The sequence below is a fragment of the Pantoea sp. V106_11 genome, assembly GCF_029967885.1.
GTDB lineage: Bacteria > Pseudomonadota > Gammaproteobacteria > Enterobacterales > Enterobacteriaceae > Pantoea > Pantoea ananatis.
This window is the reverse complement of record NZ_JASCAK010000029.1, coordinates 298,956-321,479: the sequence shown is the minus strand read 5'-3', so window position 1 is coordinate 321,479 and position 22,524 is coordinate 298,956. Positions and strand designations below refer to the sequence as shown.

Genomic DNA, 22,524 nt, shown 5'->3' with positions numbered 1-22,524 from the left:
TCAGGGGCGCTTAGTCAAAAAATTGCGCGTTACGCTCCAGTTTAGCCGTTGCGTGTCGCCACCATGAAAAGCCGGGGGAAAGCTAAGAGTACCTTGCCATCCTGACGGGCGGGATAGCCGGTAATAAGACACTGATGATAAGCAGCCAGAAACTGTTCCTGCTCAGAGACTTCCAGCGGCGCAAGGAAAGGACGCAGCCCGGTGGCCTTTAACCAGTGGATGATAGCCTGCGCATCGTCCATAACGTGATAGTACGTGGTTCGCCAGATATCAACCGCGCAGCCTGCCTTTGTCAGCACGTCATAATAGTGTTCAGTTGAGGGTAATTTTTTGCGTTCCGCCGCCTGCGCGCTGATCTTGTCTCGCCAGGGGCCGGATGCCGCGACCTCACGCATTAACTGATGCGAAGGTTCTTCCAGGTTATCGGGCATTTGAACCGCCAGCGCACCGGCAGGCGCCAGTTGACTGACTAGACGTGGTAACAGGGTGGGATGATCGCCAAGCCATTGCAGCGACGCGTTGGCATAAATCACCTGCTGCGGGATGTCGGTTGTCCAGTTGCCGATATCCGCCTGAATAAACTGGCACTGAGGCAAACGTTCCCGCGCCTGCGCGAGCATGGCGGCAGAACTGTCAAGCCCGATCACCTGCGCCTGCGGCCAGGCATCGTAAAGCAGTTCGGTGCTGTTCCCGGGGCCACAGCCCAGATCGGTAACGAACCGGACATCTTCAACCTCAATTCGTGCCAGTAATTCATGCGCAGGCCGCGTTCTTTCTGCCTCAAATTTACGATACAGCGCGGGATCCCAGTCTTGCATATTGCGTCTCCTCTCAGGGGTTAAAGATTCACAGAAGATGAGACGTATAAATAAACATAAAGTGCCCGACCAACAGCAAAATATGTCAGCGGCACGCAAACGGGCAGGAGGTCTTTATAAGGGAAAAGCCCGGTCGGGCTGACAGGAATAAGATCGGGCGCAGCGAGCAGGCGCCCGGCAGAATCAGTTCTTTTTCACAAACTCAGATTTGAGCTTCATCGGACCAAATCCGTCGATCTTGCAATCAATATTGTGATCGCCTTCAACCAGCCGGATGCTCTTAACCCGGGTGCCTATTTTCAGCACAGACGAACTGCCTTTGACCTTCAGATCTTTAACGACCGTGACGCTGTCGCCATCGGCGAGTAAATTGCCGTTTGCATCACGAACGATCAAATCCTGACCGCTGTCATCCCCTTCAGCCTGAGTCCAGATATGACCACAGGACGGACAGTTAAGATTTTCAGCATCTTGCCAGGTGTAATCGGCATGGCAAACAGGGCAAGCAGGTAAAGACATAACGGCTCCAGAAAATGAGGACGGCACAGAATAAAGGGCCGTCATCATATATCCTTACAGTTGCTAGGGGTAGTTTTAAAACAGCGATCCCTGGCGCGCCTTGCTGACCGCCTCTCCCAGTTGCCACACGGTCATCGCGTAATGCGTGCTGTTGTTGTAGCGGGTAATGGCATAGAAGTTAGGCAAGCCGTACCAGTACTGGTAGCTGGTGCCGAGATCCAGACGGAGCAGGCTGACCTCGTCATGGCCATCCAGCGAACCTTGTGGAGAAAGCCCCGATGCTGCCAGCGTGCTGACGTTGTAACGGGTTTTGAAACCGTTTTCGAGCATGGGTGCCTGACCACTGGCTGGCACGGCAACATTTTCACCCGGACGCCAGCCGTTCTGCTGGAAATAGTGTGCGACACTGCCTATCGCATCGACGGGATCCCACAAATTGATATGGCCGTCACCGTTAAAATCTACCGCATAAGCTTTGTAGGACGATGGCATGAACTGACCGTAGCCCATCGCGCCCGCAAAGGAGCCTTTAAGATCGAGCGGATCGTCCTTCTCATCACGCGCCATGAGCAGGAAGGTCTCCAGCTCACCGCTAAAGTAAGCAGCACGGCGCGGGTAATCAAATGAGAGCGTTGCCAGCGCGTCCAGAATGCGGGTTTTCCCCATGATGCGGCCCCAGCGCGTTTCCACGCCGATAATGCCAACAATAATCTCAGGCGGAACGCCGTAGACCTGCTGCGCACGCTGCAGTGCATCCTGATATTGATTCCAGAACGCGACGCCATTTTGCACGTTATCCGGTGTGATAAATTTATTGCGATAGCGAATCCATGCGCCGTTAGGCCCACTCGGCGGTGTATAGGACGGTGCCTGACGATCCATTAAACGCAGGACGTAGTCCAGCCGCTTAGCCTGGCCAATAATGGCGTGCAGTTGCTCACGGTCGAAGCCGTGTTTCGCCACCATTTTGTCGATGAACTGTTCCGCAACAGGATTGCTGGCGAAGTCACCAAACATCGGCTGAACAGCATGAGACGGCTCCAGCAAAAAGCCACCTTTAGGCGCAACCCGTTCGGCGGGCGGCTGCGAAGAGTGTGGCTTACTGCTACAGGCAGCAAGCAGGGCAAAAAGCGGAAGGTAAGCAAGCTTAAAACGCATCAGATATCCATATAACAGGCCAGACCAGGGATTTTAATGTTAATCGTTCAACGCGGATACATACAAACGAGATCGTAAAAAAAACACTTTTTTTAACAATCAAACCGGCTGTTTTGTGAAATGCCTCTACTGCTTTCTCTCTCATCAAAAAAATCATTCAGTTGGCGACCCGGCTTTGCTAACTTCATTACCCGCTGCGGTAAGCCGGATGATGCAGGAGCCGTAAAATGGTACTATTTCCGCGCGGCATATGCAGCATGATGGTCGCTGCCTATCACCCTTGTTTAACCCAGCGAAAACCGTGACGGGAAAAGGAAGAGTCAACCTTGAGTAAGAATGAGATGAACAAAACAGCGCACATGGACTTGAGTACTCACACGCCAATGATGCAGCAATATTTACGCCTCAAGGCTGAGCATCCGGATATCCTGCTGTTTTATCGCATGGGCGATTTCTACGAGCTGTTTTATGACGATGCCAAACGTGCCTCTCAGCTGTTAGACATTTCCTTAACCAAACGCGGTGCCTCGGCAGGCGAGCCGATTCCCATGGCCGGTGTGCCCCATCACGCCGTCGAAAACTATTTAGCCCGGCTGGTGCAACTCGGTGAATCAGTCGCCATCTGTGAGCAAATTGGCGACCCTGCGCTGAGTAAAGGCCCGGTGGAACGCAAAGTCGTGCGTATAGTTACCCCGGGCACCATCAGCGATGAAGCCCTGTTACAGGAACGGCAGGATAACCTGCTGGCGGCAATTGTTCAGGGGGCGCGCGGCTATGGTTATGCCACGCTGGATATCAGCTCAGGCCGTTTTCGCCTGAGTGAACCTGCCGATCAGGAAACGATGGCGGCAGAGCTGCAGCGAACGAATCCTGCCGAGCTACTTTATCCGGAAGATTTTGCTGCGATGGCGCTTATCGATCAGCGTCGCGGTTTACGTCGCCGTCCGCTTTGGGAGTTTGAAATCGACACGGCGCGTCAGCAGCTCAACATGCAGTTTGGCACACGAGACTTAAACGGTTTTGGTGTTGAGCAGGCGCACCTGGGTCTGCGCGCCGCCGGCTGTCTGCTGCAGTATGTGAAAGATACCCAACGAACCAGCCTGCCCCATATCCGCTCTCTTAGCATGGAGCGTCAGCAGGACAGCATCATTATGGATGCGGCCACGCGCCGTAACCTTGAAATTACGCAAAATCTTGCGGGCGGAACAGAGAACACGCTGGCCGCCGTGCTGGATAAAACCGTCACGCCAATGGGAAGCCGGATGCTAAAGCGCTGGCTGCATATGCCGCTGCGTGACAGTAGTATCATCGCGAAACGACAGGCATCAATTGCCGAGCTGCAACCGCTCAGCGATGCGCTGCAACCCGTTCTGCGCCAGGTCGGTGATTTAGAGCGTATTCTGGCCCGACTGGCGCTGCGTACGGCGCGCCCGCGTGATCTGGCGCGCATGCGCCATGCCTTTCAGCAGTTGCCGGAACTCAACGATCTGCTGGCAAACGCCGAATCCGCCCAGTTGAAAACGCTGCGTGCACAGATGGGCGAGTTTAGCGAACTGCGCACTCTGCTTGAGCAGGCCGTTGTCGAATCCCCCCCGGTATTAATCAGGGATGGTGGCGTTATTGCGCCCGGTTATAACGCCGAGCTTGATGAGTGGCGAGCGCTGGCCGATGGCGCAACAGATTATCTGGATCGACTGGAAGTTCGCGAACGCGAAAAGCTCGGTCTGGACAGCCTGAAAGTGGGCTTTAACGGCGTTCACGGCTACTACATTCAGGTCAGCCGTGGCCAGAGCCATCAGGTGCCTATCCACTATGTTCGCCGTCAGACGTTGAAGAACGCAGAGCGCTACATCATTCCAGAGCTGAAAGAGTACGAAGATAAAGTCCTTACCTCTAAGGGCAAAGCGCTGGCGCTGGAGAAAAGCCTGTATGAAGGCCTGTTTGACCAGCTGTTGCCGCATCTTGAAGCGCTGCAGCTCAGTGCGGCGGCGCTGGCCGAACTGGATGTCCTGAGTAACCTCGCGGAACGTGCCTGGACACTTAACTACTGCCGTCCCACGCTGCACGACAAGCCCGGGATTAAAATTACCGCGGGCCGCCATCCGGTAGTGGAGCAGGTCCTGAAAGAACCTTTTATCGCGAACCCGCTCTCTCTGGCCCCACAACGCCGCATGTTGATCATCACCGGTCCGAATATGGGCGGTAAAAGTACCTACATGCGCCAGGCGGCGTTAATCGCCCTGATGGCCTGGATTGGCAGCTTCGTTCCTGCCGAAGAGGTGGTCATTGGTCCACTGGATCGTATCTTCACCCGTGTGGGCGCGGCAGATGATCTGGCCTCCGGGCGTTCGACCTTTATGGTTGAAATGACCGAGACGGCCAATATTCTGCACAACGCGACAGAAAACAGCCTGGTCCTGATGGATGAAATCGGCCGCGGCACCTCGACGTATGACGGTTTATCGCTGGCCTGGGCCTGTGCGGAAAATCTGGCTAACCGTATTAAAGCGATGACCCTGTTTGCGACGCACTACTTTGAACTGACGACCCTGCCTGAAAAACTGGAAGGCGTGGTTAACGTTCACCTGGACGCAGTTGAACACGGCGATACGATTGCGTTCATGCATAGCGTGCAAGACGGGGCTGCCAGTAAAAGCTACGGACTGGCCGTAGCTGCGCTCGCGGGCGTGCCCAAAGAGGTCATTAAACGGGCGCGCAATAAGCTGAAAGAGCTCGAAACGGTTTCCAGTCAGTCCGCGACGTCAAACATTGACGGCTCGCAGTTGCCGCTGTTGGTGGAAGAAACCTCCCCTGCCGTGGAAGCACTTGAGGCACTGGATCCCGATACGCTGACACCGCGACAGGCGCTGGACTGGATCTATCGACTTAAATCGCTGGTCTGATCACTGCCGCCCTTGACTGGGCGGCAACTGACTGCGCGTCAACCTTCTCTTGCGCCCGCGTTTCCCATTCTGCTGGCGCATTTTTCTGTTACTGCTTTACGCTATGACCAGCCGTTAAAGCGGTGTCATACTGCTGTCGTGTGCCTGTCGTGCTGCGATCGTGTTCCTGACGACGCTAACCGGGGATGCTGCTTACCGATTGTTTACTCTTTCGGAGACTGCACTATGCGTAACCTGAATAAAGTCAGAGAATATCGTCTTGCCCGCGCCTGGTCACAGGAGCAACTGGCCGAAATGGCCGGACTCAGCACCCGAACCGTACAACGCATTGAAAACGGTGATCCACCCAGTCTGGAAACGTTGAGTGCGCTGGCGGCCGTCTTTGCGTGTAAAATCACCGACCTGACCAGCGAGGCATCAGCGGAGAACGGCGAAGCGTTGGACAGCTACATTTCAGATGCCCGACTGCAGCTTGCTGCCGAGAGTCGGTTTTACCGTTCTCTGTTTAGCGCCGTGGTAATGTGCACACTGCTGTTCGTCCTCAACCACTTTACCTCGCCGAATGAGCGCTGGTCACTTTGGGTCGCTGCTATTTGGGGAGCCTTACTCGTGGTCAGAGCATTACGCCTGTTTATTTTCAAGGAAGCGATCCGCCGTTGGCAGCAAAGACGGCTGCAAAAGTTATTGCGCAGGCAGGGGTAACTTAGCGGGTTGCGCCTTCCTGTTATCCTCACACTTCAGGAACAGCTTATGCACTGGTACAGTCAGGACGCGTTTGCAATTCGTCTCGAATGGGGCATCGCCGCACTGGATCATCTTGCCGGCAATGTGGATGCCATTGTGATAGTGGATGTGATGTCCTTTTCCACCTGCGTCAGTCTTGCCGTGGAGAACGGGGCACGCGTGTATCCCTATCCCTGGAAAGATCAGACTGTCGTCCATTATGCGCAGTCCGTCGGTGCTGTCGCGGCGAACAGCGACAGGCGATTCGGTGGCGAAGGCTACAGCCTGTCGCCCCGAACGTTGCTCAGCGTTCGCCCTGGTGAAAGGTTGGTACTGCCCTCCCCTAATGGCTCCGCGACCTGCTTCCGGGCACGAGAGTGGGGCGTGCCCGTGCTGACAGGCTGTCTGAGAAACCTCACTGCCACCGCCGAGGCCTGCCGCCCCTTTAAACGTCTTTTGATTGTCCCCTGCGGCGAACGTTGGCCGGACGGGAGCCTTCGCCCCTGTATTGAGGACTATGTGGTTGCCGGGGGGATCATTGCCGCACTTGAGCGAAACTCGCTGTCACCGGAAGCACAGACCGCTGTCGCAGCCTGGCACGCTCATCAGTTGCAGGATTTCACGGCGCTGTTTCACTGTTCGTCAGCAACAGAACTGATACAGCGCGGTTTTCCGGAGGATGTAACACTGTGCCTGACAAAAGATGTGGCCCGTCGGCCCTGTTTTTTGTCAGACGAGTATTTTGCCCTGCGGGCAGAGGCATAACACGCAGATAAAAAAAAGCGATGGGGTTAACCATCGCTTTCTGTTGATGTGCTCTGTGACGGCTTATTCGCGGAACAGTGCTTCAATGCTGAGGCCCTGACCCTGCAGGATTTCACGCAGACGGCGCAAACCTTCAACCTGAATCTGGCGAACACGCTCGCGGGTTAAACCGATTTCACGGCCAACATCTTCGAGCGTTGCCGCTTCATAGCCCAACAGGCCGAAACGACGAGCCAACACTTCGCGCTGCTTAGCGTTCAGTTCGAACAACCATTTAACGATACTTTGTTTCATATCGTCATCTTGCGTAGTGTCTTCTGGGCCGTTGTCTTTTTCATCGGCCAGAATATCCAGCAGCGCTTTCTCAGAATCCCCTCCCAGTGGAGTATCAACTGAGGTAATGCGTTCGTTGAGACGCAACATACGACTAACGTCATCAACCGGCTTATCCAGTTGTTCTGCAATTTCTTCCGCACTCGGCTCATGGTCAAGCTTGTGAGAAAGTTCACGCGCAGTACGCAGATAAACGTTCAATTCTTTAACAATATGGATTGGCAAACGAATTGTACGGGTCTGGTTCATGATTGCCCGTTCAATGGTCTGACGAATCCACCAGGTGGCATACGTTGAGAAGCGGAATCCACGTTCTGGATCAAACTTTTCAACGGCGCGGATCAGGCCGAGGTTACCTTCTTCAATCAGGTCCAGCAGAGCCAGACCGCGATTGCTGTAACGTCGGGCAATCTTTACCACCAGGCGTAAGTTACTTTCGATCATGCGGCGACGAGAAGGAATATCACCTCGTAATGCGCGGCGAGCAAAAAGAACTTCTTCCTCTGCCGTCAGCAATGGAGAATAGCCAATCTCCCCAAGATAGAGTTGAGTAGCATCAAGTACACGTTGCGTCGCACCCTGCGCCAGCAACTCCTCTTCTGCTACATCATTGTCGCCAGATTCATTTTCAACGAGTGCCTTCTCATCAAAAATCTCTGCTCCATTCTCTTCGAATTCCGCGTTCTCATGTAACTCGTTTACTTTCAGCGTATTCTGGCTCATAAGTGGCTCCTACCCGTGATTCCAGGGCAGATTCCTGAGGACTCTGCCGGATTATCGCTGCGGCAAATAACGCAACGGGTTTACGGATTTCCCCTTGTAACGAATTTCAAAGTGTAATCTAACTGAACTGGTTCCGGTGCTACCCATGGTAGCGATCTTTTGCCCAGCCTTAACTTCCTGTTGTTCCCGGACCAGCATTGTATCGTTATGGGCGTAGGCACTCAGGTAATCATCATTGTGTTTAATGATGATTAAATTACCGTAACCACGAAGCGCATTGCCTGCGTAAACCACCCTTCCTGAAGCAGTGGCTACAATTGGCTGTCCGCGCGAACCTGCGATATCGATGCCTTTATTGCCACCCTCGGCGGCAGAGAAGTTATCGATGATCTTACCTTCAGTTGGCCAACGCCAGCTTCCCACAGGGGTTGAACTGTTAGTTGTACTGCTAACCGTAGGCGGTGCGGTAACGGCTGGAGCTGTTGTCGTTGCAACATTTGCTCCCTTCGAAGGCAACAATTTGCTGCCACTCGATTCACCCGAATCATCAGAATACGTAATAACAGGCTGCTGTGCAACAGGGGCCTGTTTTATTTGTGGTGCACTCACAACGCCGCTTTGCGTTGCATCTGCAGCGGTGATGGCGTTGCCACCGGTAATGGGCTGACCCGAGCCGTTGTCAACCTGTAGCGTCTGTCCCACATTCAGGCTGTAAGGGGCCTGAACATTGTTGCGCTGCGCTAAATCGCGGAAGTCATTGCCCGTAATCCAGGCGATATAGAACAAGGTATCCCCACGTTTTACGGTGTAGGTCTGGCCAGAATAGCTACCTTTAGGAATATTCTGATAACTTCTGTTGTACACAATCCGGCCATTTTCAGTTTGCACATTATTATTATTGGCACTAATGATTCCCGAATTGTTCTGCGGTAAAGGTGTACTACGGCTTAACATTCCGCCCTGCGGTGGCACAGAGGGCACGCCGCCGGTGGCTGGCGCAGTACCAGAGCCAGCCATATTACTGTTGTCATTAACGCTGTTGCTGTCGCCGATATTGCTTATAGGCGCCTGAGTATTATCGCCTGAACTACAGCCTGCCAGCCAAAAACTCACCAGTGAAAGCGCCGCCAGACGGCGTAACTGAAAAATTGTGCTTCCCGTGCTCATTAATCCCCCGTGGTGGCAACCTTTAAAAAACTGACTTACTCGTCTCACCAGCACAATACACTGTGCGGCACGTTAAACGCTGGATTTTCGTTGAATGAACTGGATAGTAGCAATATCAACTACCTGATTCCATGAAACAGTTATGAAGAAATGCTAACAAGGCAGTCAGGCCAGATCGCCCTGAACTAAGGGAACGAAACGGACCGGCTCAATGGTTTCTTCTGTAATCTCATTGCCGCGGCGGCGCAGACGCTTTAACACCTGCTGCTCCTCACCTACGGGCAGCACCATAATGCCGCCTTCCGCCAGTTGCGCTATCAGCGCAATCGGAATTTCAGGCGGTGCCGCGGTAACGATAATGGCATCAAAAGGGCCACGAGACGGCCAACCCTGCCAGCCATCGCCGTGTCGGGTTGAAACATTGTGTAAATCAAGCTGTTTCAGGCGCCGTTTGGCCTGCCACTGCAGGCCTTTAATGCGCTCGACCGAGTAAACGTGTTCAACCAGGTGGGCGAGGATGGCGGTCTGGTAGCCGGAACCGGTGCCAATCTCCAGCACGCGCGCGTGCTCTGTCAGCGCCAGCAACGCGGTCATGCGTGCCACCATATAGGGCTGCGAGATGGTTTGACCGGACCCGATGGGCAGCGCCATGTTGTCCCAGGCTTTGTGCTCGAAGGCTTCATCAATAAAGCGTTCGCGCGGGACATCGGCAATGGCTTTTAACAGGTGCTCATCTTTAATGCCCTGTTGACGCAGCTGTGACAGCAATGTCTCAATACGCCGACTTACCATGCCAGGTGTACCTCAGCGTTGGCCAGCCAGGTGCTGAGAACAGCCTGCGCATTATGCGCAGTCAGATCGACGTGCAATGCAGTCACTGACACATAACCCTCATCCACGGCGGCAAAGTCAGTCTCAGGGCCCGCATCCAGTTTTTCACCGGGCGGTCCAATCCAGTACAGCGGATTACCACGAGGGTCGGTTTGCGCAATCACCCGATCGGCCGGATGACGGCTACCGCAGCGCGTGACGCGAATGCCCTTTATTTCAGCCAGAGGCAAATCGGGCACGTTGATATTTAAGATGCGTCCGGTGCGCAGCGGTTGTTGCGTCAGCGCTTTAAGAATGGCACAGGTCACTGCCGCGGCAGTGTCATAGTGCAGCTGGCCATTTAGCGATACCGCCACGGCGGGCAATCCCAGATGGCGGCCCTCCATTGCGGCCGCTACCGTGCCGGAATAGATCACATCATCCCCCAAATTGGGGCCGGCATTAATGCCTGACACCACGATGTCTGGCCGGGGCTGCATAAGCGCATTCACGCCCAAATAAACGCAATCGGTGGGCGTACCCATTTGCACGGCAATATCCCCATTGTCATGGGTAAAGGTGCGCAACGGGGTTTCCAGCGTCAATGAGTTAGAGGCACCACTGCGATTACGATCCGGTGCCACAACCTGCACCTCGGCAAATTGACGCAAAGCCTTTGCCAGCGTCTGAATACCAGGCGCGTGGATGCCATCATCGTTGCTGAGCAATATCCGCATTTAATTCTGACCTTTTCTGTTCAACCGGGCCGCCGTTATATGGACCTGTTTTGAGGCATGGCAACAAGTTAAGAGTGGACAGCGACTTTTGCATTCTAGCGGTGAGCGAGAGGAAGTGGTAGGCGAAAATCAAACGAACGGGCAGGAAAAGAGCAAGGTCGCTACGATGTTAAAGCATCTCGAACAGTGAAATACGCACACTGCCATGCCAACGGGCCGCCTACGCGGCTCGTTGGCAGCCTGACGACGAGGCCGGTTCTGATACACAGGCGACGTCGTGGCTTATTCGTCAGGCATATCAAGTAACCCGGTGCTGTTGAGCAACTCCCGGACAACGCTGGTGGCAAAGCTGCCTGCGGGCAGCCAGAATTGCATCTCCAGCGTGGCCTCATCCTGCCAGCGCCAGCGCAGGTCGCGCGGAACCACTAGCATCGCCCGGCGCCCGGCATCCACGCGCTCACGCTCAAGCAGAACGCGCAGCTCACCGGCATCGGCCAGGCACTGCTGTTCAAAAGCCAGCGCATCCGCCTGAGGGCCGGGCTCGCCCTGCCCCGGCAACGGTGCCGTAATGCGAAGCGCATGCTGATTAACACGCGTCTGCAGCTCGGCCAGCTCTTCCGGCTGGGCAACGAACCAGCTGCCGCGACCGGTAAGCTGCAGTGCATCCCCGTTCATAACCTGGGTTAATCCGCCCTGCTGCGCTAAACGCATGCTGGTCACCTGATTGAACAGCGCACTGCGCGCCGCCGAGAGCATCAGTCCGCGCTTGCTGCGATCGCGTATCTGAATCTCGTTCCGCGCTAACTTTGCCGCCGTCACCAGGTTATTGCCGTTGCGGCCAAAGCGTTGTTCGCCAAAATAGTTGGGCACGCCGTTATCACGGATGCTAACCAGCCGCGCCTCTGTTTCCTCACGATGGCTGACCTGCCGGATCACCAGCCGGAATGCATTTCCCGCCAGGGCACCGATGCGCAGCTTGCGCTTATGGCGCACCACCTCAAGTATGTCAACGCCGTCCAGCGCAAACCCCGCCAGAACGGGCATGGAATTGCCGGGGACGCGAAAGCAAAGCGTCTGTTCCGTGACCGCGTGGCGATCTTTCATGCCCGCATAGCTCAGGTCGCGTACGCTGACCTTCATAAACTTCGCCAGGGCTTCGGCAACAAAACGGGTATTGGCGCCGCTTTTGCGAATGCGCACCAGCACGTGCTCACCCTCGCCATCCGGCTGATAACCCAAATCTTCCACGACCACGAAATCTTCCGGTGTCGCTTTAATCACGCCTGTCGCCTTTGGCGTACCCTGCAGGTAGTGCAGCGTCATGCCGGTTCCACTTTCAACAGTAAGGCCACCGCTTCACACGCAATACCTTCACCCCGACCGGTAAAACCGAGTTTCTCGGTGGTGGTGGCTTTAACGTTAACCTGGTCCATGTGGCAGCCCAGATCTTCGGCAATATTAATGCGCATTTGCGGCACGTGCGGCAGCATTTTAGGTGCCTGGGCAATCAGCGTGACATCGACGTTGCCAATGCAGTAGCCTTTGGCCTCAATGCGACGCCATGCTTCACGCAACAGCCCGCGGCTGTCCGCGCCTTTGAACGCCGGATCGGTGTCCGGGAACAGCTTGCCAATATCGCCCATGGCCACCGCGCCCAACAGCGCATCGGTGAGCGCATGCAGCGCCACATCACCATCGGAATGGGCAATAAAGCCATACTCAAATGGGATTCGCACACCGCCAATCACCAGCGGACCTTCTCCACCGAAGGCGTGAACGTCAAAACCGTGACCGATACGCATTATGTGCTCTCCTTTGACTGAATCTGACTGAGATAAAAAGCCGCCAGGGCTAAGTCTTCCGGGCGGGTAACTTTGATGTTGTCGCTACGGCCTGTTACCAGCTCAGGATGATAACCGCAGTACTCCAGCGCCGAGGCTTCGTCGGTAATGGTCGCCCCTTCGTTCAAGGCTCGCATCAGGCTGGCCGTCAGTAAGGCCCGGGGGAAAAATTGCGGGGTTAAAGCGTGCCACAGGTTGTCGCGATCGACAGTGTGCGCAATCGCCGCCTGACCAGGCTCGCCGCGTTTCATGGTGTCACACACGGGCGCCGCCAGAATGCCGCCCGTTTTGCTGGTTTCCCGCAACTGCAGCAGACGATCCAGGTCGTCAGGATGCAGGCAAGGCCGTGCCGCATCGTGAACCAGCACCCAGCTGGCACCCTGAGCTGCCTGCAGGCCAGCCAGAACCGACTCCGCGCGCGTATCGCCCCCGGTGACGCAAATCACGCGCGGATCGTCTGCCAGAGGCAAAGCAGCAAAGTGCCGATCGTCTGGGCTTAACGCGACGATAACCTGCGAGACAGCTGGATGGGAAAACAGACGGGCAATGCTGTGTTCCAGAAGGGTGTGCTGACCAATCGTCAGATACTGTTTAGGGCAGGTTGCCTGCATGCGGCTGCCGATACCGGCAGCGGGCACAACGGCAATCACATCCGCAGAGTGGGACCGATTGTTCATGTTTTATCGTTGTTGGTTTTGCGCGGCTTGTTGCGCGTTGCGTTTGTTCTGGTCAGGGACCAGACGATAGAAGGTTTCACCAGGCTTAATCATGCCTAATTCGCTGCGTGCGCGTTCCTCAATCGCTTCAGAGCCGCCATTGAGATCGTCAATTTCAGCAAAGAGTTGATCGTTGCGCATTTTCAATTTGGCGTTATTCGCCTTTTGTACCGCAACGTCATCGTTGACGCGCGTAAAGTCATGGATGCCATTCTTACCCAGCCACAATGAATATTGCAGCCAACCCAACAGCACCAACAGCAGTAACGTCAGTTTTCCCATCCCGCCCCCTAAAAACGGCCCAATCATCCCATAACTTTACCCAGGACTCCACACTGGCAGTAAAAATGGCGTGCAATGCCGTTTATGCAGACAAAAAAGGGAGGAAAAGATCGGACGCAAAGCAGGAAAACTTTTGTAACCTGCTGCTGCGTTTAGACATCAGTGTCCTTACCAGCGGGACAGAAACAGGAACAGTAACCAGAACTGACAGGCCACCGCAGCAACGCAGATCAGAACGGTCCAGAGCAGTTGCCCACGGAGCCAGGTATTCAATACCATTCCTGTGAGAACGGAAACGGGAAACAGGGCCAGGAAAAAGGGCCACGTGTAGAGGAAGAAAAACAGCGTGCTGGAGCCGTACAACAGGAAAGGTATGGCAAGCGCGCACCAGTAACAGATAAAGCCAATGACGCCTCCAGGAAGGACGGAACGAGGCTCATCCGGTGTACGGTGGTCTTTGCGTGCCAGCATGGGAGTAATGTTCTGCATAAATATCCTGTCAACGCGAAGGCGGCAAAACGAAAGGCGCTTTGCCGCTGTCTGTTCAGGAACTGATAATATCGCGCTGACGCAGCAGATCTAACAATTGGGCCGTCAGTTTTGTAACCAATTGTTCCCCGTTAAGCCAGATTTCTGGCTGGTCCGGCGCTTCATAAACGCTGTCTATTCCAGTGAAATTCTGTAACTCGCCTGCACGGGCTTTTTTGTACAACCCTTTAGGATCGCGCGCTTCACACACTGCCAGCGGCGTATCGACAAAAACCTCGATAAACCGGTCGCTGTCCAGCAGATCGCGCACCATCTGGCGCTCGGCACGGTGCGGTGAGATAAAGGCGGTAAGGACGACCAAACCGGCATCCACCATCAGTTTGGCCACCTCGCCTACACGGCGGATATTCTCTTTACGATGTTCATCGCTAAAGCCCAGATCGCGACACAACCCGTGACGGACATTATCGCCGTCCAGCAGATAGGTGCTGACACCGATACGGTGTAGCGCCTGCTCCAGCGCCCCCGCAACGGTGGATTTACCGGACCCCGAAAGGCCGGTAAACCACAGTACCACGCCCTGATGGCCATGTTGCTGTTCGCGTGCCTGCTGCGTAACCGGATGGTCATGCCATACTACGTTTTCATCGTGTTGGGCCATTACTGACCGCCCAGCAGATCGCGCGCATTCCAGTGCGGGAAGTGGCGACGGACCAGTGCATTAAGCTCGAGTTCGAACGCGCTGAACTCGCCGTTGTGCTGCGGCCGATCGTTCAGTGGTTCATGAATCAGCCCCGCGCCTACGGTGACGTTACTCAGACGGTCAATAATGATCATGCCGCCGGTTACGGGATTTTGCTGATAGCTGTCAAGCACCAGCGGCTCATCAAACGTAAACTCAGCAAGGCCAATCCCGTTCAGCGGCAGATTGTCCACCTGCCGTTTCTCCAGTGAATTAATCTCAACCTGGTGAATGACCTTTTCCACTCGCCCACGGGCTTTCTTACCGGCGATTTTTACATCGTAGCTCTGTCCGGCCTGAAGCGGCTGCTCAGCCATCCACACCACATCGACGGTGGCGGACTGAACGGCGCGCAGCTCGGCGCTGGCGTCCACTAACAGATCGCCACGGCTGATATCGATTTCGTCGTTCAGGACCAGCGTAATGGCCTCGCCCGCTCCCGCTTCCTGCAGATCGCCGTCAAAGGTCACAATGCGGGCAATGGTGGACTCCACGCCTGAAGGCAGGACTTTAACGCGCTGTCCCACTTTCACCACGCCAGAGGCCAGCGTACCGGCATAACCGCGGAAGTCGAGATTGGGACGATTAACATACTGCACCGGGAAACGCATCGGCTGGTGATCCACCACCGCGTTTAACTCCACGGTTTCCAGAACGTCGAGTAACGTCGGGCCGCTGTACCACGGCATGCTCTGGCTCTGTGAGGCGACGTTTTCGCCTTCCAGCGCCGACATCGGCACAAAGCGAATATCCAGGTCTTCAGGCAACTGGCCGGCAAAATCGAGGTAATCCTGCTTGATCTGCTCAAACACAGACTGCTGGTAATCCACCAGATCCATTTTGTTTATCGCCACAACCAGATGCTTGATGCCCAGCAGCGTCGAAATAAAGCTGTGGCGACGCGTCTGATCCAGTACGCCTTTGCGGGCGTCGATCAGCAGGATCGCCAGGTCACAGGTTGATGCGCCCGTTGCCATATTGCGGGTGTACTGCTCATGGCCTGGCGTGTCGGCGATGATGAACTTACGTTTTTCGGTGGAGAAATAGCGATAGGCGACATCAATTGTGATCCCCTGCTCGCGCTCGGCCTGTAAGCCATCGACCAGCAGCGCCAGATCCAGTTTCTCGCCCTGGGTGCCGTGACGTTTGCTGTCGCTTTGTAATGAAGACAGCTGATCTTCATAGATCTGACGCGTGTCATGCAGCAAGCGGCCAATCAGCGTACTTTTGCCGTCATCGACGCTGCCGCAGGTCAGAAAACGCAGCAGGCTTTTATGTTGTTGTGCGGTCAGCCAGGCTTCAACGCCGCCCTGTTCGGCAATCTGTTGTGCAATTACGGTATTCATCTGGCGTCTCCTTAGAAATAACCCTGACGTTTTTTCAGTTCCATCGAACCGGACTGATCGCGGTCAATCACACGGCCCTGACGCTCGCTGGTGGTGGAAACCAGCATCTCTTCAATAATCTCAGGCAAGGTTTGCGCTTCAGATTCTACCGCACCGGTCAACGGCCAGCACCCAAGGGTACGGAAACGAACCATGCGCTGTTTGATCACTTCACCTGGCTGGAGGTTAATTCGATCGTCATCGATCATCATCAACATGCCATCACGTTCCAGTACGGGACGCGGCGCGGCCAGATAAAGCGGCACGATCTCAATGTTTTCCAGGAAGATGTATTGCCAGATATCCAGCTCGGTCCAGTTAGACAGCGGGAAAACACGGATGCTCTCACCTTTGTTAATCTGGCCGTTGTAGTTGTGCCACAGTTCCGGGCGCTGATTTTTTGGGTCCCAGCGGTGAAAACGGTCACGGAACGAGTAAATACGCTCTTTGGCACGTGACTTCTCTTCATCCCGACGGGCGCCGCCGAAGGCCGCATCAAAGCCGTACTTGTTCAGCGCCTGCTTCAGGCCTTCGGTTTTCATAATGTCGGTGTGCTTGGCACTGCCGTGCACAAAGGGGTTGATCCCCATCGCCACCCCTTCGGGATTGCGATGTACCAACAGCTCCGCGCCCATCGCTTTAACGGTGCGGTCGCGGAATTCATACATCTCGCGAAATTTCCAGCCAGTGTCCACGTGCAGCAACGGAAACGGCAACGTGCCTGGGTAGAAGGCCTTACGCGCCAGATGCAGCATGACAGAGGAATCCTTGCCGATGGAATACATCATGACCGGATTGCCGAATTCGGCTGCCACTTCGCGGATAATATGGATGCTCTCCGCCTCCAGTTGGCGCAGATGAGTGAGTCGTTTTTGGTCCATCGTTTTTCCTCTCAAGCCAGATTGACAACGGCGGACTCGCGAGCCCCCTGCTGTGCCGAATGCTGAAACCAGGCCAGTTGCCCGTGTAAATTAACCACTTCCCCAATCACCAGCAGGGCCGGGGAAGGCGCTGACGCTGCCAGCGTCTCCAGATGTTCGAGTGTGCCGGTCAATACCTGTTGATCCGACCGGGTACCGCGCCCAATCACCGCAACCGGTGTTGAGGCGGCGCGCCCATGAAGAATAAGCTGCTGGCTGATGTGAGCCGCCTTGACAGCGCCCATGTAAATCGCCAGCGTCTGACGGGCACGCGCGAGGGATGGCCAGTCAATATCATCGCCATCCGGACGGCAGTGTCCGGTGATAAACAGCACGCTTTGTGCGTAATCACGGTGCGTCAGCGGAATGCCAGCATAAGCGGTAGCCCCTGCGGCGGCCGTTACGCCAGGCACGACCTGGAATGGAATGCCCGCTTGCTGCGCCGCCTGTAACTCTTCGCCGCCGCGGCCAAAAATAAAGGGATCGCCGCCTTTAAGGCGCACCACACGTTTGCCTTTCTGCGCCAGCTGCACCATCAACTGGTTAATTTCGTCCTGCGGCAGGAGATGGGCGCTGGCACGCTTGCCTACGCAGATACGATCGGCATCGCGCCGGACCAGATCGAGCACCTCATCGCTGACGAGATGATCGTAGAGCACCACGTCCGCCAGCTGCATCACCTGCAGTCCGCGCAGGGTTAACAGGCCGCTGTCGCCAGGCCCCGCGCCAACCAGAATAATTTCGCCCTGTCGGGGCGGCTGATCGCCCAGTTCGCTATCCAGCGTCTGTTTAGCGGCCGTAACGTCGCCCGTCGCCATCTGACTGGCAAAACGGCCATTAAATATTCTTTCCCAGTAACGACGGCGATCGGACATACGGCTGAAGCGAGCTTTGACTTTGTCACGCCACTGACCCGCCAGCTCGGCCATTTGGCCCAAATGGGATGGCAGCAGCGTTTCGAGTTTCTCGCGCAGCATGCGGGCCAGCACCGGCGCGGTGCCACTGGAGGAGATCGCCACGACCAGTGGCGAGCGATCAACAATAGAGGGGAAAATAAAGCTGCATTTAGGCTGATCGTCTACCACGTTTACCAGCTTGTGGCGGGCATTCGCTTCGTCATAGACCTGCGCATTCAGCGCATTGTCATCGGTAGCGGCAATGACCAGAAAGACCTTGTCGAGCTGAGCGGGTTCAAAGGACGTGGCCAGCCATTCAAGCTGCTGTTCATCCAGCAAAGCCTGTAACTCGGGGCAGAGTTCGCGTGAGGCGATTTGAATGCGCGCCCCGGCCCGACGCAGCAGCTCAATCTTGCGCGCCGCGATATCTCCGCCGCCGACGACCAGTACGGGTCGACCTGCGAGATCGGCAAAAAGAGGCAAATAATCCACGTTAACCCTAGTGTTGTTACGAAGCGTTATCGCGACTATACGTTCACAGGTTTATTGAGATGAAATTACGAATTGGAATGAGATGTTACCGAATGGAATAACGCCCGGCAAAAGCTCAGAACAAAATGTGCTTAGCGAATGATCTTATGAGGCTTTCCGGACGATTCAAATTGTGTAATCACCGTCACAGTTTCATACTAGGCACAAAAAAATATGGCCCTTTTTTACGGAATGATCCACAAGGAACACGACATGTCTGCCTTTCTCCGCCTGGCCGTACTGCTTGGCGGCTGCATTATTTTCAGCGCTCAGGCCGTGACCGACCTCACCGGGCACTTTGCTGAGCAACAGGTTCGTCATATTGCCACCTATTTTCCCGGCCGCATGAGCGGAAGCCCGGCTGAACTGATGGCGGCCGACTATTTGCAGCAGCAGTTTACCCAACTCGGTTTTGAAACTAATACCCGGCAGTTTAATACCGGCTACAGCTGGCATGAAAATGACGGCACCTCGCGCTGGCATAAGCTTACTGCTACATCGGTTATTGCCGCGCGTGAAGGCAGTGCGCCCCAGGAAATCCTGGTTGTCGCCAGCCTGGATACCTGGATTCCGCTCACCCGCAGTGAAACCGCGCGCAGCCTAGGCGGATTGCGTTTGCAAGGCGTTGATGACAATGCATCCGGGCTTGGCGTGATGCTGGAACTGGCCCGGCAGATGAGTCATAAACCGCTCCATTATGGCGTGCGCTTTGTCGCGCTCAGCGCCAGCGAATCACAGTTGCACGGCATGGAAGACTATGTGGCACGCATGAGTGAGAAAGAGAAAAAAAATACGCTGCTGGTGATCGATCTCAACAGCCTGATTACGGGCGACCACCTTTATTTCAACAGCGGCATCAACACGCCGCGCGCCGTGCGTAAACAGACCAGCGAACGCGCCTTACTGCTGGCTCGCCGCTATGGCATTTCTGCCGTCAGTCGTCAGATGAAGAGCACTGATTTTCATGGCATCAATCCTTTCGACGCGGCAGGATTCCCTTTGCTTGATGTCACTGCGCGAAACTGGAACCTGGGCAGCAAGGATGGTGAACAGCAACGCACCCGTTCCCGGCATTTCCCGGATGGCACGACCTGGCATCAGACCGATCGCGATAATCTGGATTTTTTAGATCACTGGCTACCCGGCCGGATTGGTCTTCGTACCCATGACAGCGTTAAAGTGCTGCTGCCATTGCTGAGCGAGTTAACCAACCCCAAAGTGTGAGGACAGACGATGTATGTCATTTACCTGAGTTATTTTCGGCCCATCGAGGAAGTGGAAGCCCTGCTGGCACCCCATATAACGTGGCTGGATCGCTATTTTGACAACGGTGAGTTTATTGCTGCTGGCCGCAAAGATCCCCGCACGGGCGGCATGATCATGGTAAGAGACATGGATCGCGCCCGGCTGGATACGATTCTGGCGGAAGATCCCTTTGTCGCCGTGGCCCATTATGAGGTCACAAAGGTCAACGTGACGCGCACAGCCGATGCGTTTGCGGGGCTGAAAGACCTGTAGCCCCTGAGCCAACAGCGTCGGGCGCCCCGTTTCCCCACGCGGCGCTGCTTTCAACTTGCCCGTCGGCTCAGGTAAAGTCAGACAGCTTCTGACCCGCGTTAATTAAGGTTTTCAGCAGCATCTGACGCCGCGCTTCTGGTGTATCCCGGCTGACCATAAAACAGATGGCCGCCACCGCCAGATCGTTGCGGGCGCGAATAGGCGCAGCCATACAGCAGGTAAAGCTCTCTGACAGCCCTTCCGTCATGGAGTAGCCAAGATGCCCAGCCCGGTGAATGTCAGCCAGAAAGTCCTGCTTATCCAGCACCTTCCCGTTCGCCAGCTGGTAATCCTCTTCCGGGATCAGCGCCAAAATCGCCTCATCGCTCCAGTTACTCAGCAGCAAGCGGCCGGTGGCTGTCCAGGGAATCGGGATTTTAACGCCGATATCGGAGGTTATCTTGAACGGATGGGCATTGCTCTCTGACAGCACCACCGTGTATTTATTGCCTTCCAGCATACACAGCTGCACGGTTTCACCATGCTCAGCAACCATCTCGATCATTAACTGATGGGCACGACGGATCAGGGGATTGTGCGCCATATAATCTGCACCGTAATAGTGCATTTCACGGCCAAAATAGATACTGCCTTCCGAATCAATTTCGACCAGCCCCGCCTCACTCAACAGATTAACCAGTTCATACACGCTTGAGCGGGGCGCGCCCGTCGCCTCGATCAGTTCACGCATCGCCATGGGCTGGCGGGCAACGTGTAACTGACGAAAAATCGCGATCACACGGTCCACGCCACGTGCTCTGGCGGGTTTATCTTCCTGCATACCCTTATTCTCCTGCCGGGATCGTCACGTTAAGGTTGATGTAATACATCATACACAGCCCACTTTGTTTTACCTACGGTCGCGCACGCTATCCCGCCTTTTCTTTTTTTCGCGACATGCTATTTATCAGGGCACCAAAAGAGCGCACTCAATAATGATAAAAAGAGATCTTCATCACCATTTATTTAAAAAACTTATCATTAATGGCAAATATTCGTGAAGCCAGTTGTAAAGCATCAAAATAATCCCTGATCAGGCTATTGCAAAAGAAATAACATTGTGCAAATCTCGACCTATCCGGTATTGCAGATTTGATTCCGGTATATCAGACAAGCTACAGGAATGATTCTAAGGGCACAAGCATGACAATCAAGCGCTATGGCACAGAGGGCGGTGTCGGTACCGGAGGACAAAAGCTGCCTTTTGCCCGTGCGGTAGAAGCCGACGGCTGGCTGTATATCTCCGGGCAGACGCCAATGAAAGGCGGCGAGGTCGTTGAAGGCGGCATAATTGAGCAGACGCGCCTGGCCTTCGACAACTGTCTGACCATTATGCAGGAAGCAGGCTATCGGATTCAGGATGTGGTGCATGTGACGGCGGTCCTGACGGATGCACGTTACTTCAGCTCATTTAATAAAGTGTTTAGTGAGCTTTTTCATGATAACCCGCCCGCCCGTATTTGCAGCGTGCAGGACCTGGTTGTGGATTGCAAAGTCGAAGTCGATATGACGTGTTTTAATGCCGAACGGAAATAAAAGCTGATTCTTATCTCCCCGGCCAGAAATAAACGCATTCGGTATAAAAGTGATAATTAAAAACGTCTCTCCACATTATTTAATAATGTTGGTGATATCCCTCTTTTATTTGAGAGCAGAAATATGAATACCACTTTCCAGCAAAATGTATTCACCCGGTTCCTGCCTGCCCTGTTCACCGTGGTGGCACTGGCCGGTTGTACGCCAACGGACAATAAAAATGAAACCGCAGGTGCCGCACCGGCATCCACGCTGCAAACCGTGCTTCAGCGTGGCACGTTGCGGGTGGGTGACTGCCTGAGCTTTGCGCCCTTCGGTTTTTATGATAAAGCCGGTAATCCCGACGGTTACGATGTGGATCTGGCCAAAGCCCTGGCAAAAGCGATGGGGGTAAAGCTCGAAATGGTGAATACCACCAGCGCTAACCGCATTCCTAATCTGCAAACCAATAAAGTGGATGTCGTGTTCTGTAATTTCACCCGCAACCTGGAGCGCGCCAAAGAGATTGGTTTTACTCAGCCTTACGTGGTGGCCAGTGAAGCGATGCTGGTTCGCAAAGTAAGCGGAATCAAATCGGCCCACGACATGGCAGGAAAAACCATCGCGACGGTCAAAGGCTCGACCAACGGCGACGAAGTTCGCAGCATGGGGATCGATGTAAAGATCCAGGAATATGATTCCTCTCAGGCAGCAATTCTGGCCGTGAAGCAGGGTCAGGCAGATGCCATGATTGAAGATAATAACTTCCTCGCCTATCAGGCCAAACTCGACCCAACACTGGAAGTCACTAATGAAGCCCTGGTTCCGCTGGAATACAACGCGTTCGGCGTCAAGCAAGGCGATCAGGTGTGGACGAACTATCTCAACGAATTCCTGTTTGAAATTAACGCATCAGGTGAGAACGCTCAGCTCTACCAAAAATGGTTTGGCAGTAAGCCTCGCTATCCGCTGAATCCGCAGTTCTGACAGAAGA

General features: G+C 54.8%; 24 protein-coding genes. 7 read left to right on the top strand and 17 right to left on the bottom strand.

Features of this window, described 5'->3' with window-relative positions; translation table 11 throughout:
• Positions 1–41: 41 nt before the first annotated feature.
• The 3 genes from tam to mltB all read right to left on the bottom strand — a co-directional run bounded on the left by tam (position 42) and on the right by mltB (position 2,495).
• Entirely contained in the window at positions 42–818 is a 777-nt protein-coding gene (gene tam / locus QLG08_RS13780) for a trans-aconitate 2-methyltransferase (protein ID WP_207806537.1), read from the bottom strand.
• Between the two features lie 183 nt (positions 819–1,001).
• On the bottom strand, positions 1,002–1,337 hold the full coding sequence (locus QLG08_RS13775) for a zinc ribbon domain-containing protein YjdM (RefSeq protein WP_014605175.1): 336 nt from the start codon (positions 1,335–1,337) through the stop codon (positions 1,002–1,004).
• A gap of 75 nt (positions 1,338–1,412) precedes the next feature.
• Positions 1,413–2,495, bottom strand: a complete 1,083-nt coding sequence (mltB, locus tag QLG08_RS13770) for a lytic murein transglycosylase B (RefSeq protein WP_014594425.1) — start codon at positions 2,493–2,495, stop codon at positions 1,413–1,415.
• Between the two features lie 341 nt (positions 2,496–2,836).
• Between mltB and mutS the strand changes: the two genes are divergently transcribed.
• The 3 genes from mutS to QLG08_RS13755 all read left to right on the top strand — a co-directional run bounded on the left by mutS (position 2,837) and on the right by QLG08_RS13755 (position 6,886).
• Entirely contained in the window at positions 2,837–5,398 is a 2,562-nt protein-coding gene (mutS, locus tag QLG08_RS13765; protein ID WP_015699636.1) for a DNA mismatch repair protein MutS, read from the top strand.
• 225 nt (positions 5,399–5,623) lie between these two features.
• On the top strand, positions 5,624–6,100 hold the full coding sequence (locus tag QLG08_RS13760; RefSeq protein ID WP_161610934.1) for a helix-turn-helix domain-containing protein: 477 nt from the start codon (positions 5,624–5,626) through the stop codon (positions 6,098–6,100).
• 48 nt (positions 6,101–6,148) lie between these two features.
• On the top strand, positions 6,149–6,886 hold the full coding sequence (locus QLG08_RS13755; RefSeq protein WP_105080800.1) for a 2-phosphosulfolactate phosphatase: 738 nt from the start codon (positions 6,149–6,151) through the stop codon (positions 6,884–6,886).
• A gap of 63 nt (positions 6,887–6,949) precedes the next feature.
• Here QLG08_RS13755 and rpoS read toward each other — a convergent pair whose 3' ends face one another.
• From rpoS to cysG, 13 genes are all read right to left on the bottom strand, one after another.
• Positions 6,950–7,942, bottom strand: coding sequence for an RNA polymerase sigma factor RpoS (gene rpoS, locus QLG08_RS13750; protein WP_013026913.1), 993 nt, complete (start codon positions 7,940–7,942; stop codon positions 6,950–6,952).
• A gap of 51 nt (positions 7,943–7,993) precedes the next feature.
• Complete coding sequence (gene nlpD, locus QLG08_RS13745; RefSeq protein WP_013026914.1) at positions 7,994–9,109, bottom strand: murein hydrolase activator NlpD; 1,116 nt, start codon at positions 9,107–9,109, stop codon at positions 7,994–7,996.
• 165 nt (positions 9,110–9,274) lie between these two features.
• Positions 9,275–9,901, bottom strand: a complete 627-nt coding sequence (locus QLG08_RS13740) for a protein-L-isoaspartate(D-aspartate) O-methyltransferase (RefSeq protein WP_014605172.1) — start codon at positions 9,899–9,901, stop codon at positions 9,275–9,277.
• Positions 9,895–10,656, bottom strand: a complete 762-nt coding sequence (gene surE, locus QLG08_RS13735; RefSeq protein ID WP_014594429.1) for a 5'/3'-nucleotidase SurE — start codon at positions 10,654–10,656, stop codon at positions 9,895–9,897. The genes QLG08_RS13740 and surE overlap by 7 nt, the downstream gene beginning before the upstream one ends.
• Positions 10,657–10,938: 282 nt before the next feature.
• On the bottom strand, positions 10,939–11,979 hold the full coding sequence (gene truD / locus QLG08_RS13730; protein WP_282472977.1) for a tRNA pseudouridine(13) synthase TruD: 1,041 nt from the start codon (positions 11,977–11,979) through the stop codon (positions 10,939–10,941).
• Positions 11,976–12,458, bottom strand: coding sequence for a 2-C-methyl-D-erythritol 2,4-cyclodiphosphate synthase (ispF, locus tag QLG08_RS13725; protein ID WP_013026918.1), 483 nt, complete (start codon positions 12,456–12,458; stop codon positions 11,976–11,978). The genes truD and ispF overlap by 4 nt, the downstream gene beginning before the upstream one ends.
• Positions 12,458–13,174, bottom strand: a complete 717-nt coding sequence (gene ispD / locus QLG08_RS13720; protein WP_014594431.1) for a 2-C-methyl-D-erythritol 4-phosphate cytidylyltransferase — start codon at positions 13,172–13,174, stop codon at positions 12,458–12,460. The genes ispF and ispD overlap by 1 nt, the downstream gene beginning before the upstream one ends.
• A 3-nt stretch (positions 13,175–13,177) precedes the next feature.
• Positions 13,178–13,495 (bottom strand): cell division protein FtsB, encoded by a 318-nt coding sequence (gene ftsB, locus QLG08_RS13715; protein WP_024471451.1) that lies wholly within the window; start codon positions 13,493–13,495, stop codon positions 13,178–13,180.
• Positions 13,496–13,663: 168 nt separating this feature from the next.
• Positions 13,664–13,984 carry a DUF3561 family protein gene (locus tag QLG08_RS13710; protein ID WP_013026921.1) on the bottom strand — a complete coding sequence of 107 codons (321 nt, stop codon included), beginning with the start codon at positions 13,982–13,984 and terminating at the stop codon, positions 13,664–13,666.
• A 55-nt stretch (positions 13,985–14,039) separates the two neighbouring features.
• Entirely contained in the window at positions 14,040–14,645 is a 606-nt protein-coding gene (cysC, locus tag QLG08_RS13705; protein WP_014594432.1) for an adenylyl-sulfate kinase, read from the bottom strand.
• A complete protein-coding gene (gene cysN, locus QLG08_RS13700) occupies positions 14,645–16,072 on the bottom strand; it encodes a sulfate adenylyltransferase subunit CysN (RefSeq protein WP_013026923.1) in 1,428 nt (475 codons plus the stop codon). The genes cysC and cysN overlap by 1 nt, the downstream gene beginning before the upstream one ends.
• Positions 16,073–16,083: 11 nt before the next feature.
• Positions 16,084–16,992, bottom strand: coding sequence for a sulfate adenylyltransferase subunit CysD (gene cysD, locus QLG08_RS13695; protein WP_006120739.1), 909 nt, complete (start codon positions 16,990–16,992; stop codon positions 16,084–16,086).
• A gap of 11 nt (positions 16,993–17,003) precedes the next feature.
• Positions 17,004–18,419 (bottom strand): siroheme synthase CysG, encoded by a 1,416-nt coding sequence (gene cysG / locus QLG08_RS13690; RefSeq protein WP_019104720.1) that lies wholly within the window; start codon positions 18,417–18,419, stop codon positions 17,004–17,006.
• Positions 18,420–18,671: 252 nt separating this feature from the next.
• Between cysG and QLG08_RS13685 the strand changes: the two genes are divergently transcribed.
• Together QLG08_RS13685 and QLG08_RS13680 are read left to right on the top strand one after the other, a co-directional pair.
• Positions 18,672–19,682: an aminopeptidase gene (locus QLG08_RS13685; protein WP_282472976.1), complete on the top strand. Its 1,011-nt coding sequence runs from the start codon at positions 18,672–18,674 to the stop codon at positions 19,680–19,682.
• Positions 19,683–19,691: 9 nt separating this feature from the next.
• Positions 19,692–19,976, top strand: a complete 285-nt coding sequence (locus QLG08_RS13680; protein ID WP_013026927.1) for a YciI family protein — start codon at positions 19,692–19,694, stop codon at positions 19,974–19,976.
• Positions 19,977–20,043: 67 nt separating this feature from the next.
• On the opposite strand, the gene QLG08_RS13675 is transcribed toward QLG08_RS13680, so the two are convergent.
• Complete coding sequence (locus QLG08_RS13675) at positions 20,044–20,796, bottom strand: IclR family transcriptional regulator (protein WP_013026928.1); 753 nt, start codon at positions 20,794–20,796, stop codon at positions 20,044–20,046.
• 362 nt (positions 20,797–21,158) lie between these two features.
• Between QLG08_RS13675 and QLG08_RS13670 the strand changes: the two genes are divergently transcribed.
• Together QLG08_RS13670 and QLG08_RS13665 are read left to right on the top strand one after the other, a co-directional pair.
• Positions 21,159–21,551 (top strand): RidA family protein, encoded by a 393-nt coding sequence (locus QLG08_RS13670; RefSeq protein ID WP_013026929.1) that lies wholly within the window; start codon positions 21,159–21,161, stop codon positions 21,549–21,551.
• A gap of 123 nt (positions 21,552–21,674) precedes the next feature.
• Positions 21,675–22,517, top strand: a complete 843-nt coding sequence (locus tag QLG08_RS13665; RefSeq protein ID WP_013026930.1) for a transporter substrate-binding domain-containing protein — start codon at positions 21,675–21,677, stop codon at positions 22,515–22,517.
• Positions 22,518–22,524 lie beyond the last annotated feature (7 nt).

What these genes read in the sequence shown, in the direction of transcription:
- QLG08_RS13685 (WP_282472976.1), top strand. Translation starts at nt 18,672, where the DNA reads ATGTCTGCCTTTCTCCGCCTGGCCGTACTGCTTGGCGGCTGCATTATT.
- rpoS (WP_013026913.1), bottom strand. Translation starts at nt 7,942, where the DNA reads ATGAGCCAGAATACGCTGAAAGTAAACGAGTTACATGAGAACGCGGAA.
- QLG08_RS13680 (WP_013026927.1), top strand. Translation starts at nt 19,692, where the DNA reads ATGTATGTCATTTACCTGAGTTATTTTCGGCCCATCGAGGAAGTGGAA.
- mltB (WP_014594425.1), bottom strand. Translation starts at nt 2,495, where the DNA reads ATGCGTTTTAAGCTTGCTTACCTTCCGCTTTTTGCCCTGCTTGCTGCC.
- QLG08_RS13670 (WP_013026929.1), top strand. Translation starts at nt 21,159, where the DNA reads ATGACAATCAAGCGCTATGGCACAGAGGGCGGTGTCGGTACCGGAGGA.
- tam (WP_207806537.1), bottom strand. Translation starts at nt 818, where the DNA reads ATGCAAGACTGGGATCCCGCGCTGTATCGTAAATTTGAGGCAGAAAGA.
- surE (WP_014594429.1), bottom strand. Translation starts at nt 10,656, where the DNA reads ATGCGGATATTGCTCAGCAACGATGATGGCATCCACGCGCCTGGTATT.
- QLG08_RS13760 (WP_161610934.1), top strand. Translation starts at nt 5,624, where the DNA reads ATGCGTAACCTGAATAAAGTCAGAGAATATCGTCTTGCCCGCGCCTGG.
- QLG08_RS13740 (WP_014605172.1), bottom strand. Translation starts at nt 9,901, where the DNA reads ATGGTAAGTCGGCGTATTGAGACATTGCTGTCACAGCTGCGTCAACAG.
- ispD (WP_014594431.1), bottom strand. Translation starts at nt 13,174, where the DNA reads ATGAACAATCGGTCCCACTCTGCGGATGTGATTGCCGTTGTGCCCGCT.
- truD (WP_282472977.1), bottom strand. Translation starts at nt 11,979, where the DNA reads ATGACGCTGCACTACCTGCAGGGTACGCCAAAGGCGACAGGCGTGATT.
- nlpD (WP_013026914.1), bottom strand. Translation starts at nt 9,109, where the DNA reads ATGAGCACGGGAAGCACAATTTTTCAGTTACGCCGTCTGGCGGCGCTT.
- ftsB (WP_024471451.1), bottom strand. Translation starts at nt 13,495, where the DNA reads ATGGGAAAACTGACGTTACTGCTGTTGGTGCTGTTGGGTTGGCTGCAA.
- mutS (WP_015699636.1), top strand. Translation starts at nt 2,837, where the DNA reads ATGAACAAAACAGCGCACATGGACTTGAGTACTCACACGCCAATGATG.
- cysD (WP_006120739.1), bottom strand. Translation starts at nt 16,992, where the DNA reads ATGGACCAAAAACGACTCACTCATCTGCGCCAACTGGAGGCGGAGAGC.
- cysN (WP_013026923.1), bottom strand. Translation starts at nt 16,072, where the DNA reads ATGAATACCGTAATTGCACAACAGATTGCCGAACAGGGCGGCGTTGAA.
- QLG08_RS13665 (WP_013026930.1), top strand. Translation starts at nt 21,675, where the DNA reads ATGAATACCACTTTCCAGCAAAATGTATTCACCCGGTTCCTGCCTGCC.
- cysC (WP_014594432.1), bottom strand. Translation starts at nt 14,645, where the DNA reads ATGGCCCAACACGATGAAAACGTAGTATGGCATGACCATCCGGTTACG.
- QLG08_RS13755 (WP_105080800.1), top strand. Translation starts at nt 6,149, where the DNA reads ATGCACTGGTACAGTCAGGACGCGTTTGCAATTCGTCTCGAATGGGGC.
- QLG08_RS13775 (WP_014605175.1), bottom strand. Translation starts at nt 1,337, where the DNA reads ATGTCTTTACCTGCTTGCCCTGTTTGCCATGCCGATTACACCTGGCAA.
- ispF (WP_013026918.1), bottom strand. Translation starts at nt 12,458, where the DNA reads ATGCGTATCGGTCACGGTTTTGACGTTCACGCCTTCGGTGGAGAAGGT.
- QLG08_RS13675 (WP_013026928.1), bottom strand. Translation starts at nt 20,796, where the DNA reads ATGCAGGAAGATAAACCCGCCAGAGCACGTGGCGTGGACCGTGTGATC.
- QLG08_RS13710 (WP_013026921.1), bottom strand. Translation starts at nt 13,984, where the DNA reads ATGCAGAACATTACTCCCATGCTGGCACGCAAAGACCACCGTACACCG.